We start from the raw sequence: 14,101 nt of genomic DNA, 5'->3' as shown, positions 1-14,101 counted from the left end.
GCTTCATGGGTCCGACAAAGGCAATTGTGAAAGGTTCTGCTATTTATGAGGCGAAGACTGGAAAATTAATAAAGGACGGCCTAAATACTCCTGAAGAGATTCAAGATTATGCCAATCATCACTATTTGGTCCTTCCTGTCGTGAACAAGGCGTGCCAGCCCTGGCTTCTGGACGGAGAACCAATTTATTGCTTGCGGGGGACCCGGTACGAAAATCTCAATGACGAGGTGTTGCATCTGGCAAAATGCCCCGATTGTGGGGGGATGGGGATTCGAGACGATGAGCCCATGGTCGAATCAGATTGTATTCGTTGCGTCTCTTGCGGCCACGAGTTTGATGCTCGTTTGGAGATGATGGAAAGCTAGGTCCTCATCCTTTATACTTTGGCATTGATCCGACCCGCACTTTTACATTAACAATTGGTATAGACCTAATCTTACGAGAAAAAAACCCTCAGGTTTTGTTTGCCCAAGGGCTTTTTTCATTTAGAAATGAATTACTTGCCGAGTAAAGTTGACAATTCAACGAGCGAAAGGCGCCTGTGCCGTCATGTTTTCCATGGGTTGCGCTGGATGAAAGGTGGCTTGTTCATTGCCATTGAGGCCATCCTCATCCGGATCAATCCAGGTTTTGGTAGGAAAGCCAATCACATCTTGCCCTACGCCATAATACAAGGCATTGGTGCGAATCACATAGGTCATGGGGTTAAGGGTGCCGTCAGTTTGCAGGACAGTATACTGGGGGTCTCGCCGTTCAGGGAGCATGGGATGGTAGCCGGCCAGAATCATATGAATGCGATGCACAGTGACATGAATGATTTCTTCCCCTTGTTCACTTCTATAAACTACAGCCATCATGCCATTAGGCAAGAGGTCTGATTCGTTGGGGAGTGGGCGTTGAAAGGCGATGGGGTTGGGATGCTCGTGGCAGGCCCAAGAGCTTGAGGGAAGGCAAATCAAGAGGACGACGGTTCCGCCTGCTAACACGTTGGCCGTTTTGGAGAAGAAGGATTTGGTCTTCATGGAGACTCCCTTCTGTTTGTGAAGCCGGCTTTCTGTTCCCTCTTCTTTTCTTATCGGCACATGGTTTGAATTTCTGAATGCGTTGATGCAGATTTGTTCAAATTAAAAGCCCTTGGATCAACTCGACCCAAGGGCTTTCTCATTGGTGGAGGTGGCGACTACCGAAAAGTTCGAGTAACTATATCGTATTAAAGGATATTTATATTTTGCAGATTACCTGTTGCCCCCAAAGTTGCCCCCATACTGGCAATCTAGGGTTTGCTAAGGATACTCCTTTATCCAGTATTCCTGGATAGCTCAAATTCTTTAGAAGACCTCTATTCTATAAACACCAGACATCGGGCCGTTCCAAATCTAGGGTTATGACTTCGGTAACTCACTTATTGAGTCTTCCTTGCACTTACGGAGTAAACCTGGGCTCACTAATCAAAAATCTTAAGCGACGTCACAGTGGTTAAGTGTGACTCAGTAGGATCGAGAGTTTTGATTTCCTCATGAATACAGAAAATATTCTATTTTTCGGTTTTATTGTGTGATTGAGTGCGATCGAGGTAGATTTAGAGCGGGAAATGGACCCGGGAGTAAAACCGGAAGCTGAACCCTATATATACCATCATATGAAAAGGGCATGCATGCGAACAAATTAAAAGCGAATGTCCGCATAGAATCCTTAGATTTAGAAAAAGCTTCGTTAGTTATACATTAAGTATCCTGAATATTTTATTAAAGGGCTTTTGACGTTCCCCTATTGCACGAAGTAATTCAAATACATGATCACCAAGCTTGTTGGCTTCTCTTAGATATTCTCTACTTTTTTTATCGTTTAAAAATAATTTAACAAGGGTTTTTTCGTCCTGGTCTGTTTTAGTTAAAAAATTCTGATACAAAGATAATATTTCATTGATCTTACTTGAAAAGTCCGTAAATCCTTTTTCTCCTAAGAGCCATTCCAACCGCTCAATAGGGGATAGGTATACCATTTTTTTTGCATCGTATTGTGTAACCGTATCCTTTTTCCCCATCGTAGCCATTAGGTAAAAGATAGCTGAATAACATGTAATTAACCTCGAATGTTTTAGCTTATAATTTTTTAGTTTTCTCTTTGCTCTTTTTTCGTCAGAACTTGTTTGGGTACGGGCTTCGTAATTCACACAAAATGTACGCCAAAGTCGAATAATATCATTAACCAGGAAAGCAGGCACAAATTCACTTTCATGGCCTCTAAAATCTCGCCAGTAGGCATTGATAACTGAGTTGATTGCTTGTTTATGAATTTGTTCTTCTAAAAGGGGACGACTTTCAAGTAACAATAGGAGGCGAGCTGTGAAGGTATTGGTAGCATCGTCATCAGGTTTTCCTAGGGATGCAACGAGATCTCCCACAGTATAATGTTTAAGGTATTCGCCATCTCCCGAAAACTCCGGGAAATTTAGTTTTCGTGTAGCTTTAATTAGCTCTGCCTTGACTAAAATCTCGTCCAGGTTGGAAAGAACACGAAAATTTTTTTCTTCTTTGCCCACAATAAAAAGGTCAAGGTCACTGTAATTACTCGCCTCGCCTCGGCCAAAGGAACCTGTCACGTAGACACATACTTTTCCCTTGGAAAGTTTATGAGCCTCTTTTAAATGTATCTGGAGTTTTTTGAGACGTGCTAGGGCTTTATCGCGCCGGGTTCTTAGAAAATTCAACTGCTCTACCCTCCCACTCGATCAAATTTGCAAAAATCTCAGCCTGTTCTTTCGCATCATTAAGCGCATTGTGAGAGTGGGTAAGTTGTGACCGGAGCCAATTTTCGAGATTGGACCTTCCAGCAGCAGCAATTGGAACTCCTGCCTTAACAGCATACGCAGTCTTCAGATCAAAACAACCTGAATGATTAAAAGGGGAGCCCTCAGATGAAAACTGTACAAAGTACCAATATAACCATGTCCAGTCGAAACTTAGGGGGTAGGCCACAAGAATTGGTCTATTGCCATTAGCAATTTTTTTAACCCATCGACTAGCTGAGGTCATGGCTTTGATGGGATCTTCTCCTTTTCGCATTAACATTTCACGGTCTAGCTTGTTTACACGCAAAGCTTCACTTTCGTAATGATCAGATATAGGTTTCAATTCGCAATAAAATGTTTCAGTCAGATTCTTGGGGCGATGAAATTCCTGTCCATCAAATTGGCCTGCAAATACTAGCGCAAAAGAAAGCATTGAATAGGGACCAGGAATAGGACCATCAGTCTCAACATCAGCGGAAAAATAAACATCAATTAAACTTTTTTTGTCATTGGAAAGTTCGTTTTTCATTTTTCAATTCCTGAAAAAATTTAGGGCGAACAAACAAATTCTATTTATGTTTTAGGATTTGATCAGCAAAAGAATTGTCTGTTGCAAAAATTTTCTTAGCAACAATTAAAATCTGGTTTAGGAAAAAACAAAATCTGAGACTACAAAAAAAATGATTAGGATTTTAATTTCAATAAAAAAAAGAGTTTATGCATTCTCTCATTTCTTAAATTGGGAATTCAAATCTTTTTAATCCCGCCAATTGGCTTAACCCAATCATTAACCTTTTCCGTTAGTTACCTATTGGCATGGAAAAATATTTTACATAATTTGGTGGTGATCGGTTGTGAAAAAAGGGGGTTAACGAGCTCAAGGGAACAGCTTAAGGAACTTTCTGTAACTCTTTATCCAACACTGCCTACATCAAAAAAGCGTGGATAAGTCGCGACCGATTGCGGTGACAACTTTCATGTTGGTCACGTGCCGAGTCACAACGGTTTTAAATGCCTCGATAAATTGGGTGAGTTGTGCAGGCGTGAGTCGAATGGCGATGCCTTGTTCAATTTCGACCTTGCGTTTGACCGCCCGGGTAATTCTTTCAAGAATTTCCGTTAAAACACGGATTCGGTCCGTATAGCTATCCAATATTCCTAGTTCAAGTCCTAACTCACAGGCTTTTTTCCGTTGGTCCGAATCGAGTAAAGCCTCGGCCCCTGATGCGGTTTGCATTGCGCAAACCCTCAAGAAGGCAATTTCATCATTGATGGAGGCCAGGGTCTCTTTTTGATCTAACATATCTTGATAGATGTTATGCCATTGATTCTGGACGACGGTTGAATATATGCCTGATTTGATGGGTGTTTTTCCTCCATGCATAAAGCAACGTCCAACCCCAAAATGATCAGTTCGGAACCCAGCCAGATTTTTACAAGGTTGTTGAGTTGATTTGGATTTAGCTCCACATTTGGGTTTCATTCCTTAGAACCTCCATGAGGTATCAGAAATTTCGTCGTGTCCATGAGGTACACCTGTGTGAATTTTTGAATTGGGAACATCGCCGACATCCTGGCTAGTTTTGAGTTGACTTGGGGGCATGGTACTGCTCCTTTTGTTAGGGTTTCTATCGAATGCGTAGTTTTTACAACGCCTCATGTCATTCGTCTTCGTACGTTCCGTGAAGAACCTTTGCGAGATTTTCCTTATCCAATATCCACATCAAGGAAGCCATAAACGGTAATCGCCCATCCACTCCATCTACTCGGCCACAGAGAAAATTGGATTCACGGACGAGTTTGAATAATTCTTGCCACCACTCCTCATCAGGAAATTCCTTTAGGCTAGCCGTTATTTTTTTTGAAAGTTTGTCTCGTCCCGTGACATGTTTTAAGCGAACGTGTCGGACATCTGGAATCGCATTCCACATTGAAATGACATCGTTTTGTGAGAGCATAGGAGGGGCAGGCGGCTTGCCGCCGTTTTTTTCTTTTCCACTCCCGTTAGGGAGTGGTTTCTTTATGTTGTCTGTAATTTCTGTCGTAGTCTGTGAAGTAGTCTTTGTATTAGATTCGCGTTTTTCGCCCATCTGCTTTGGCTTTTCTGTAGAATCAAGATTGGCTGACTTCGCCAATCTTGATTGACACTTTTCGTGGAGTAGTTTACCTAGCCTCTGCAGATCTACTTGGAACCAAAGCTTTGCCGGAATGTCGAGCCGTCGAGCCTCAAGGATTCCGAGTTGTGTCAAACGACGGCGCGCGCTTTCTTGCTCCCTTCGGCTCAGTCCTGTTTCTTCTTCCCACTCCACACCTTTTTTATAAAACCATCCACCGCGTTCTTGTGATACACGATTTTTCGTCCAATACATGGCCTGACTCAGAAAAAGAGCAGCAGTGATTGACCCCGTAACATGGACCAAGATCCTGTGAAAACTAATTGGTCGCTCGAAAAATTCCGCGAGATGAGCCCATGGTACGTCTTGCTCGCTTAGGACTTGCGTTCTGCTCTTCATATTTCGGAAGCTTTGACGCTGAGGTTTTTTATTTCTCATAGCATTTTCCTCATGTGATCCCGCCAGTTCCTTGCGCGAGCTCGCTCACATCCCACTTTAGAAATCGTTTAAAACGTCGAGCGCCACATCCAGGGGTCCGTCAGATTTCACGGTGATGCTTCATTTGCCACCGAGTGAATCAATTCTCGGATGTCCTCGACTCGCCAGGCAGTAATGCGGCGTCCGAGAGATCGGACGGGTGCCGGGTAGCGCCCGACTCGGACGCCTTCCCACCACGTTGACTTGCTTACAGGAATGATTGGAGGAATTGGCGGATCTGCATGCTTGTCGCCGACAATTTGTGGAAGCCGGAGATACCCGGTTTCGGGGAGTTGCTGGATAGCCTTCGCCATAGTCGTACCTCGTGAGATGTTATTGGTTGTAATAAACCAAACATTACGAGATACGTCCTAAAAAATGGGAGGACGCATAGGAGGGAGAACAAATATTAACCTTACGCATCCCTTTTTTCATGGCGGAGGGCTTGCCTTACCATCTTTTTGTCAATCTGTTTATCGAAAACAACAGAGCCAATGTTGGCGAGAGTAGCTTCCATTGATCCACCAAGATGTTTATGGAAGTATTTAGCAAGCTTCCTGAAAAAGTAGTTGGCTTGCCGATCAGCGGTATCTCGATCAACAATTCGTTTCTCTGTGAATGCTTTTTTTGCAAGGATTTCAGCTTGCCGAGCAACCTCATGAAGCAACCCCCTCATTGATGGCCACCAACATAAACTTTTATGTGCTGCACTCATTTTGAGTATTAGATTTAGATCAGACCAGTTGCTTTTATCAAAGGCGATCTCTGCATCGTCGTTGGGAAAGAATTCAAATGCCATCAAATCAAGCGGGCCATCTCCAATCATGTCGGCGAGTTTTTTAGAGTTTCTTCCGATGCGAAGAAATTGATCGCGCATTTCGGTTTTGGACAAGAATGGGATTTCAGATTGTTTCAATGCTGCAAAGATCTCATACCAGACCTGCCTAACTTCATGGTCATCGGGACAGCGTTTCCCGATTAGGGTCCAGGAACGTTTCATTCTTGGATCACTCAAAAGTCGTCCAAGGATGACTCTTTTCCTTCCCCTAGACATAAAATAAAGTTTAGCTAATGGGAGAGGTGCGTTTGGCAGAAAGTAGTCCGGAATTTTCCAAGGTATCATCATTGCTCTCTAGCTGGAGTAGTATTGGTCGGTCATGGCTCTGATCCAATAATAGCTTGGATTATAGCGGACTTTACACTACATTATTGGACGATCAATGTTGAAATTATGAGGGAATGCAATATTGGTACTTAAATCAAAAAAGCTGATCCCATGTTGGCTAAGAGGACTGAAGGACAAATCATTGTGACAGGCTTGGGAACCCAAGAAATGAAAGTGGCAGACATAAATAATAAATCGATAAAATTTTGAATCAGTATTTAAACGATGGCACTCAAGAAATCTGAACTTTATTCCTCCCTCTGGCAAAGCTGTGATGAGCTGCGTGGTGGGATGGATGCCAGCCAGTATAAGGATTATGTCCTCGTCCTGCTCTTCATTAAATACGTCAGCGACAAATACGCTGGCATCCCCTATGCCCCGATTACCATCCCCAATGGCGCATCTTTCAAGGACATGGTTGCGCTCAAAGGCAAGCCCGACATCGGTGATCAGATCAACAAGAAAATCATCGCTCCGCTGGCCAACGCCAACAAACTGTCGGACATGCCGGACTTCAATGACCCCAACAAGCTGGGCAGCGGCGATGAGATGGTCAAGAAACTCACCAATCTCATCGCCATCTTTGAGAACAAGGCGCTCGATTTCTCGAAGAACCGCGCCGAGGGCGACGACATTCTGGGCGATGCCTATGAATACCTCATGCGCCACTTCGCTACGCAGAGTGGCAAGAGCAAAGGGCAGTTTTACACCCCGGCGGAAGTCAGCCGAGTCATCGCGCAGATCATCGGCATCCATGAGGCCAAGACGACTAGCGCCACCACCGTCTATGACCCTGCCTGTGGCTCCGGCTCACTGCTCCTGAAGGTGGGTGACGAAGCAGGCACGGCTGTCACGCTGTACGGACAGGAAAAGGATGCTGCCACCAGTGGCCTGGCGCGGATGAACATGATCCTGCACAATAACCCCACGGCGCTCATTGTGCAGGGCAACACGCTGTCCGCTCCCCAGTTTAAGGAGGGCGACACTCTTAAGACCTTTGACTACGTCATCGCCAATCCGCCCTTTTCCGACAAACGCTGGAGCAACGGCATCGACCCGCTCAATGATCCGTACAATCGCTTCCAGCCATTCGGCACACCCCCTGGCAAGCAGGGCGACTACGCGTATCTGCTGCACATCGTCCGCTCACTCAAGAGCCAAGGCAAGGGCGCGTGCATCCTGCCGCATGGCGTCCTGTTTCGTGGCCATGCCGAGGCGGACATCCGACGCAATCTGGTTCGCAAGGGGTACATCCAAGGTATTATCGGTTTGCCAGCCAACCTGTTCTTCGGCACAGGCATCCCCGCCTGCATCGTCGTCGTGGACAAACAAGAGGCCCACACGCGCAAGGGCATTTTTATGATCGACGCCAGCGAGGGCTTCATGAAGGACGGCCCCAAAAACCGCCTTCGCTCGCAGGACATCCACAAGATCGTGGACGTCTTCAACAAGCGGCAAGAGGTACAAAAATACGCCCGCATGGTCAGTGTGGAAGAGATCGAAAAAAATGAGTTCAACCTCAATCTTCCGCGCTACATCGACAGTCAGATGCCCGAGGATCTTCAAGACATTGAGGGCCACTTGAAAGGCGGTATTCCCGTCGCCGATGTCGAAGCCCTTCAGCGTTACTGGGAAGTCTGCCCCAATCTTCAACAAGTGCTTTTCAAGGCCAACCGTCCCGGCTATCTCGATCTCACCGTGGACAAGTCAACTATCAAGCCCACCATCTATGAGCACCCGGAGTTCGCCACCTTCATCACCGACATGAACCGCCACTTCGCTGCCTGGCGGAAGAAGAGCGCCAAAAGGCTAAAAGCTTTGCAGGCCGGATGCCATCCCAAGGAAATCATCTTTGGACTCTCCGAGGACTTACTCGCGCATTACAGGGGCAAGCCGCTCATGAACCATTACGATGTGTATCAACATCTCATGGACTATTGGTCTGATACCATGCAGGACGACTGCTACCTCATCGCCGCCGAGGGCTGGAAGGCCGAGACCTCCCGCATCATCGAGACCAAGAAAGGGAAGGATGGCAAACCCGGCAAGCAGGTGGACAAGGGTTGGGCCTGCGATCTCATCCCAAAGCCACTCATCGTCGCACGGTACTTCCCCAAAGAACAGAAAGCCATCGACCAACTCACGGTCGAATTGGAAAATACGATCGCTCAAATCACCGAACTGGAAGAGGAACACGGTGGCGAGGATGGGGCGTTTTCGGAAGCCAGAACCGACGCAGAAGAAGGCAAAGAAGGAAAGGTCACCAAAGCTACGGTGACCAAACGCCTCAAGGAAATCGAAGAGGATAAAGAAGCAGAAGACGAAGCCTCTGTTCTCAGCAAATGGCTGGAATACAATAACCAGCAGGCCGATCTGAAGAAACAACTCAAAGACGCCGAAGCTTCGCTAGACGCCAAGGCCTACGCGCAGTATCCCAAGCTCACCGAGGATGAAATCAAGACACTGGCCGTGGATGATAAATGGCTGGCTACGCTGGAAAAAGACATCCACGGCGAGATGGATCGCATCAGCCAGGCACTCACTCAACGCGTGAAGGAGTTGGCCGAGCGTTATGAAAACCCAATACCACAGCAAGTCTGCACCGTCGTTGAGCTTGAGGAGAAAGTGAACGGCCACCTGGAGAAGATGGGGTTTGCATGGAAGTGAAGCCAGGCTACAAGCGGACCGAGGTTGGGGTGATCCCCGACGATTGGTCATTTCGCTTCCTTGCTAGCGAGTTAGACGAGATGACCGACTTTGTAGCAGCCGGAAGCTTTGAGGCATTGCGAAACAACATTCGAGTCTATGACACTCCAAATTACGCCCTCTATGTTCGTCTCTTCGACCTCAGATTGGGCCTGGGCCACAGCGCGCAAAAATACGTTGATGAGTTCAGCTACAGGTTTCTTTCAAAATCCAACCTTTTTGGAAACGAGATATTGGTTGCCAACATTGGCGCGAACGTTGGCGAAGCGTTCCAAATGCCGGCGGGACTTGGGCCGGCAACAGTCGCCCCCAATATGATTGTCTTAAGGCCAAATGAACGAAAGATTCAACCTGACTACCTTTTCTTCTACCTTACGTCAGATTTCGGACAGGCCAGATTTGGTGAACTGATCGCCGGCAGCGGGCACCCTAAAATCAATAAGACGGACCTGAAAAAGCTAAAGGTCGTCGTCCCCCCCCTTCCCGAACAAGAAGCCATCGCCGAGGCGTTGAGCGATGCGGATGCCCTCATCGAATTCCTGGAGCAACTCCTCGCCAAAAAACGCCATCTCAAACAAGGCGCCATGCAGGAACTCCTCCCCGGCAAAAAGCGCCTGCCGGGATTTGAAGTAAAACCCGGCTACAAACAAACCGAGGTGGGAGTGATTCCAGAGGATTGGCATCCTACGACAATTGGGGATCTCGCCATTAAGGTTGGTAGCGGCATCACACCCAAAGGAGGAAGTAGCAGATATAAGGAATACGGGAGGCCATTTGTCCGGAGCCAAAATATCGGTTGGGGAACGCTTCATCTCAGTGGACTAGCTTATATAGACGACGATACGCACAATAATTTTTCTGCGACAGAGTTAAGACAAGATGACGTCCTCTTAAATATCACGGGAGCCTCAATTGGTCGTAGTGCAATCGCTGATGCTCGTTTGGCTGGCGGCAATGTGAATCAGCACGTCTGCATTATTAGAACGGACTCCGGTGAAATTGCATCAAGCTTCATCAACTATTTTTTACTTTCAAGTTTAGGACAGCAGCAAATTGACAGTTTCCAAGCAGGCGGAAATCGTGAAGGGCTCAATTTTGGCCAAATTCGTTCCATCAAGCTACCCCTTCCCCCCACCAAATCTGAACAAACCGCCATCGCCACCATACTTACCGACATGGACGCGGAAATCGCTGCGCTGGAAGCGAAACTCGCCAAAGCTCGCCAGCTCAAGCAGGGCATGATGCAGAAACTCCTCACCGGAAGGATTCGCCTGGTCCAAAGGGATCAGGAAGTGAGTAAAAAAAATGCTGAATAAATTTGCGAAGTTTTTGCTCGTGGCCACATCGCTTTCGCCGGTTCTGGGTGCGGTTGCCGTTAATCAGTTTGGTCTTGGGAGACCGTGGACAAACTGGTTCCCCTGGCTAGCAGTGGCACTACTACTGGTACTCATTTGTTGGTTGTTGCTTCGATACGCGGCAAACAATGCGCAAAAGCACCAATTCCAGATAGAGCAATTTGAAAGCAACAACAAGGAAGTGCTCGCCTTCCTACTGGCATACCTGCTCCCTTTTATATCCTCCAAGGATATGGCGTTTGAAGGTCAATGGATGACCGGCGCCTATATCCTTTTAATCATCTTCCTGGTGATCGCGCACGCCGGCGCGTTTCATTTCAACCCGGTTATGGGGCTTTTGGGCTATCACTTCTATGGGATAAAGAACAGTGATGGCGTCTCCCAGCTACTCATCAGCAAGGCAGAACTTCGTCGAACCGGAAAAGAGGTGGAGACCGTCCGGCTTGCCCACAACATCTATCTGCACACGGGAGGCGCGGATGCTTGAAAATTTTCAACTTGCGGCGATCGTAAAAACAGGCGGGCAGATGGGGCTTTACCAAATACCCCTTCACCAGGCTTTACAGAAAACACTCGCGAAAAACTGGCAGGCGCAATACGAATCCTTCACGAACAATATTCACGAAATTGATTTCGATGCTGGATATAATCCAGAGCAACATGAGCGATTCCGTTTAGAGGCCTACGAACTTCCAGACTGGCTCAGCGGCGAGAACAGCCAGGCTGCGCCTAACCTTGATTCAATTAGTAAACATGAAGACCTTATCGAGTCCATCAAGGGCATAGTAGCATTCGCGCGAAATGACAATGGTGAAGAACTGATGCTATTCCAGAACTTCAGCCGCTCGCATGTGATCAAGCCCGGTCGCTTTCTGTTTCTGCAAAACAACACCTACGAAAGTGCGGAACGGCCGGGACTTACCCTTGGTGGGAAATTAAGTGCCTTGTATCTTTCCAGTCAACATAAATTATTGTTTCATAACTTTCGTATTGCCAACACCTTTCTCCCACTTGCTGACTTTTACCAAGAGGCGTCTGAACATGAGATTCGAGAGGTCCTGGAGCACCATCGTTTAGCACCAGACAATCCAGATGCGGTGGTCGCGGATGCCAATCAGTGGTTTCGCAAACGTTTTGCCATGCTCAAAGATTCCAAGATTCTGGATAAGTATTCTGCGAAAAAGATTAAGTCTCTTTCACAAGGTTACGAAGTCGATGTCCAGCTCAAGGGCAACAAGATCATATTTCCCGCAGATAAAACAGCCGCCAAGCGCCTGCTTCAGTTCCTGAATGAAGAGCTCTACCGTGGCCCCATTACGGAAACACTCTACGAAACCAACTCAAAACGGGAAGCTGACTAATGAGCGACGTTGGCCAACCCGAGCGCACCACGCAACACTGGACCATCGCCGCGCTGGAAACTAAGCTCTCCGAAGCTCGCCAGCTTAAACAGGGGATGATGCAAGCACCTCTTTCCAGAAAGATTCGGTAGGTATGAGCTACAAGAGCAAAATCATCAAAGAAATAATCGATGAAATCGATCAGCGAAAGATCTATCTTCCGGCACTCCAGAGGAAATTTGTATGGGGCAAGCAACAAATTGAACAACTGTTTGATTCTTTGATGCGGAATTATCCCTTTGGAACATTTCTATTTTGGCGACTCCACCGCAAAAAAGCGGAGAGTTATGTCTTTTATGAGTTTCTTGCGGAATACGACGAAAGGTCACCCTATAATCGCCGAAAGACTGGCGCCTTCTCACACCCGGAGATTATCGGTGTCTTGGATGGTCAGCAACGCTTGAGTTCCATATATATCGGACTTATGGGGACGCACACAGAAAAAGCTCCATACAAGCGGAGCTCCAATCCTAACGCCTATGAAAAAATGTGCCTCTTTCTCAATCTTCTTTCTCTACCCTATAACATTGATGCAGAAAACAGAATCGTGTTGCGAGAGGATCGTAACTTTGAATTTTGTTTTTTAACTCAGGATGGAGCCGTGACCAATGTGGCTCGTAGGGTGACAAGGGAGGATGGAACCGAAGGCCGCGATGAGGCGATGTATTGGATGAAAGTGGGACAGGTCCTCTCATGGGAGGAAGATCCCGAGTTCGACAAGATTATTGAAGGCTTTATGGAGGATTGCCCGACTGCCATCCAAAAAGAAGCATTTGCCCGGCAGAAACGCCTAATCAAAAAAGGGCTGCAAACCCTGTACAACCGAATCCATATAGATCGACTTGTCAATTATTTTGAGGTAGCCAAGGATGATTTAGAGGACATCCTAAAAATCTTTGTCCGAGTAAATAGTGGGGGCACCGTCCTGAGCAAAACAGACTTGCTATTTTCCACCATCGTTGCGACATGGGACGATGGACGCGAGCAAATCGAAAACCTGCTTAAAACTATTAACCAAAAAGGGGACGGATTTAGCTTCGGCAATGAGTATCTGATGCGCTGTTGCTTGGTACTGAGCGACGGGCCGGTGGTCTATAAAGTCAACTCGTTCAGATACGAAAACGTACAGAAAATCCGGGATGAATGGCCAAAAATCGCCGAGGCGATTACGAAAACCGCGGATATGCTCGTCGAATTTGGTTTCAGCAATAGTACGCTTACCTCACAAAATGCCACTATTGTTATCGCCTACTATCTTTACAAGGGTGGAAATCAGAGTAAAGAGTCGAAGGAGGCCATTCGGAAGTATTTGATTCATGCACTGCTCAATGGAATCTATGGCAGCGCTCAGGATCAGCTAATCTCTGTTTTGCGGAATGCATTCCGTCAGGAAATTAAGCTGGAAGCAAGGGAGAAGGAGTACCGAGGCCGTTATGATGGTTTTTCGTTCGAGGATGTTCTGAAAATTGAACTCCCGCAACAAAAAACGCTAGCGGTGACGGAGTCAGATCTCGAAAGATTTCTACAAAATAAGAAAGGCCCAACCTCGTTTTTTTTGCTTTCGCTCCTCTATCCTCATTTGCGCTTCAACGAAGTAGCCTTCCATCAAGACCATATTCATCCCGCTGCTGGTTTCAATGAGAAGAATTTCCAAGAGATGAGGATACCAGATAATCAATGGAACGACTGGTATGAAAGGCGAGATTGCGTTCCAAACCTCCAATTGTTGGAAGGTAGACAAAACGAAAGGAAGAAAGCGATTCCATTGAAGATGTGGGTTGACCAAATGAGTGAATCTAAGCGGATATCATCTGCTAGAGAAAATTATTTTCCTGACAACGTCGATTTAGAGTTCAAGAATTTCATGGATTTTTTCAAGAAACGAAAAGAAGTATTGCGAAAGGAGCTTAAACAAATATTGGCCATGACCAAGGATCAGCCCTCAGGAGAATTGGCGGAGTGGGAAAGAGGTGATGACGAAGTTGAAGCAGAGGAGAGCGTGGTAATTTCGCCGAGAGTTACCCAATGACCACCCTTGGCCAACCGGAACGCGCCACAATCATGGACTTAAGGCAGGCTAGGAATTTTCCATT

Annotated in this window: 14 protein-coding genes; 7 read left to right on the top strand and 7 right to left on the bottom strand. The window is 46.7% G+C overall.

What is annotated here, in order from left to right:
- Positions 1–5: 5 nt before the first annotated feature.
- Positions 6–365, top strand: coding sequence for a hypothetical protein (locus tag PPG34_RS10015; protein ID WP_313833126.1), 360 nt, complete (start codon positions 6–8; stop codon positions 363–365).
- A gap of 156 nt (positions 366–521) precedes the next feature.
- Here PPG34_RS10015 and PPG34_RS10010 read toward each other — a convergent pair whose 3' ends face one another.
- From PPG34_RS10010 to PPG34_RS09980, 7 genes are all read right to left on the bottom strand, one after another.
- Complete coding sequence (locus tag PPG34_RS10010; RefSeq protein WP_313833125.1) at positions 522–1,022, bottom strand: hypothetical protein; 501 nt, start codon at positions 1,020–1,022, stop codon at positions 522–524.
- A 695-nt stretch (positions 1,023–1,717) separates the two neighbouring features.
- A complete protein-coding gene (locus PPG34_RS10005) occupies positions 1,718–2,710 on the bottom strand; it encodes a nucleotidyltransferase domain-containing protein (RefSeq protein ID WP_313833124.1) in 993 nt (330 codons plus the stop codon).
- Entirely contained in the window at positions 2,682–3,320 is a 639-nt protein-coding gene (locus tag PPG34_RS10000) for a 3'-5' exonuclease (protein WP_313833123.1), read from the bottom strand. The genes PPG34_RS10005 and PPG34_RS10000 overlap by 29 nt, the downstream gene beginning before the upstream one ends.
- 402 nt (positions 3,321–3,722) lie before the next feature.
- Positions 3,723–4,274 carry a hypothetical protein gene (locus tag PPG34_RS09995; protein ID WP_313833121.1) on the bottom strand — a complete coding sequence of 184 codons (552 nt, stop codon included), beginning with the start codon at positions 4,272–4,274 and terminating at the stop codon, positions 3,723–3,725.
- 178 nt (positions 4,275–4,452) lie between these two features.
- Positions 4,453–5,343, bottom strand: a complete 891-nt coding sequence (locus PPG34_RS09990) for a hypothetical protein (RefSeq protein WP_313833120.1) — start codon at positions 5,341–5,343, stop codon at positions 4,453–4,455.
- 107 nt (positions 5,344–5,450) lie between these two features.
- Complete coding sequence (locus PPG34_RS09985) at positions 5,451–5,696, bottom strand: helix-turn-helix transcriptional regulator (protein WP_313833118.1); 246 nt, start codon at positions 5,694–5,696, stop codon at positions 5,451–5,453.
- Positions 5,697–5,797: 101 nt separating this feature from the next.
- A complete protein-coding gene (locus PPG34_RS09980) occupies positions 5,798–6,382 on the bottom strand; it encodes a hypothetical protein (protein ID WP_313833117.1) in 585 nt (194 codons plus the stop codon).
- Positions 6,383–6,772: 390 nt separating this feature from the next.
- Between PPG34_RS09980 and PPG34_RS09975 the strand changes: the two genes are divergently transcribed.
- The 6 genes from PPG34_RS09975 to PPG34_RS09950 are packed head-to-tail and all read left to right on the top strand — an operon-like array spanning position 6,773 to position 14,037.
- Entirely contained in the window at positions 6,773–9,214 is a 2,442-nt protein-coding gene (locus PPG34_RS09975; protein WP_313833116.1) for a type I restriction-modification system subunit M, read from the top strand.
- Positions 9,205–10,569 (top strand): restriction endonuclease subunit S, encoded by a 1,365-nt coding sequence (locus PPG34_RS09970; protein ID WP_313833115.1) that lies wholly within the window; start codon positions 9,205–9,207, stop codon positions 10,567–10,569. Before PPG34_RS09975 ends, PPG34_RS09970 begins: the two co-directional genes overlap by 10 nt.
- Positions 10,559–11,095 carry a hypothetical protein gene (locus PPG34_RS09965; protein ID WP_313833114.1) on the top strand — a complete coding sequence of 179 codons (537 nt, stop codon included), beginning with the start codon at positions 10,559–10,561 and terminating at the stop codon, positions 11,093–11,095. Before PPG34_RS09970 ends, PPG34_RS09965 begins: the two co-directional genes overlap by 11 nt.
- Positions 11,088–11,969 (top strand): hypothetical protein, encoded by an 882-nt coding sequence (locus tag PPG34_RS09960; RefSeq protein WP_313833113.1) that lies wholly within the window; start codon positions 11,088–11,090, stop codon positions 11,967–11,969. The genes PPG34_RS09965 and PPG34_RS09960 overlap by 8 nt, the downstream gene beginning before the upstream one ends.
- Positions 11,969–12,100 (top strand): hypothetical protein, encoded by a 132-nt coding sequence (locus PPG34_RS09955; protein ID WP_313833112.1) that lies wholly within the window; start codon positions 11,969–11,971, stop codon positions 12,098–12,100. The genes PPG34_RS09960 and PPG34_RS09955 overlap by 1 nt, the downstream gene beginning before the upstream one ends.
- A gap of 2 nt (positions 12,101–12,102) precedes the next feature.
- A complete protein-coding gene (locus tag PPG34_RS09950) occupies positions 12,103–14,037 on the top strand; it encodes a DUF262 domain-containing protein (RefSeq protein WP_313833111.1) in 1,935 nt (644 codons plus the stop codon).
- The last annotated feature ends 64 nt before the right edge of the window (positions 14,038–14,101 follow it).

Source organism: Candidatus Nitronereus thalassa (assembly GCF_032191465.1).
Classification (GTDB): domain Bacteria; phylum Nitrospirota; class Nitrospiria; order Nitrospirales; family UBA8639; genus Nitronereus; species Nitronereus thalassa.
The sequence above is the reverse complement of the archived record's forward strand: the minus strand, read 5'-3'. Positions and strand labels throughout refer to the sequence as shown.

Coding starts and splice junctions, on each gene's coding strand:
- PPG34_RS10015 (WP_313833126.1), top strand. CDS start 6: ATGGGTCCGACAAAGGCAATTGTGAAAGGTTCTGCTATTTATGAGGCG.
- PPG34_RS10010 (WP_313833125.1), bottom strand. CDS start 1,022: ATGAAGACCAAATCCTTCTTCTCCAAAACGGCCAACGTGTTAGCAGGC.
- PPG34_RS10000 (WP_313833123.1), bottom strand. CDS start 3,320: ATGAAAAACGAACTTTCCAATGACAAAAAAAGTTTAATTGATGTTTAT.
- PPG34_RS09995 (WP_313833121.1), bottom strand. CDS start 4,274: ATGAAACCCAAATGTGGAGCTAAATCCAAATCAACTCAACAACCTTGT.
- PPG34_RS09990 (WP_313833120.1), bottom strand. CDS start 5,343: ATGAGAAATAAAAAACCTCAGCGTCAAAGCTTCCGAAATATGAAGAGC.
- PPG34_RS09985 (WP_313833118.1), bottom strand. CDS start 5,696: ATGGCGAAGGCTATCCAGCAACTCCCCGAAACCGGGTATCTCCGGCTT.
- PPG34_RS09980 (WP_313833117.1), bottom strand. CDS start 6,382: ATGAAACGTTCCTGGACCCTAATCGGGAAACGCTGTCCCGATGACCAT.
- PPG34_RS09975 (WP_313833116.1), top strand. CDS start 6,773: ATGGCACTCAAGAAATCTGAACTTTATTCCTCCCTCTGGCAAAGCTGT.
- PPG34_RS09970 (WP_313833115.1), top strand. CDS start 9,205: ATGGAAGTGAAGCCAGGCTACAAGCGGACCGAGGTTGGGGTGATCCCC.
- PPG34_RS09965 (WP_313833114.1), top strand. CDS start 10,559: ATGCTGAATAAATTTGCGAAGTTTTTGCTCGTGGCCACATCGCTTTCG.
- PPG34_RS09960 (WP_313833113.1), top strand. CDS start 11,088: ATGCTTGAAAATTTTCAACTTGCGGCGATCGTAAAAACAGGCGGGCAG.
- PPG34_RS09955 (WP_313833112.1), top strand. CDS start 11,969: ATGAGCGACGTTGGCCAACCCGAGCGCACCACGCAACACTGGACCATC.
- PPG34_RS09950 (WP_313833111.1), top strand. CDS start 12,103: ATGAGCTACAAGAGCAAAATCATCAAAGAAATAATCGATGAAATCGAT.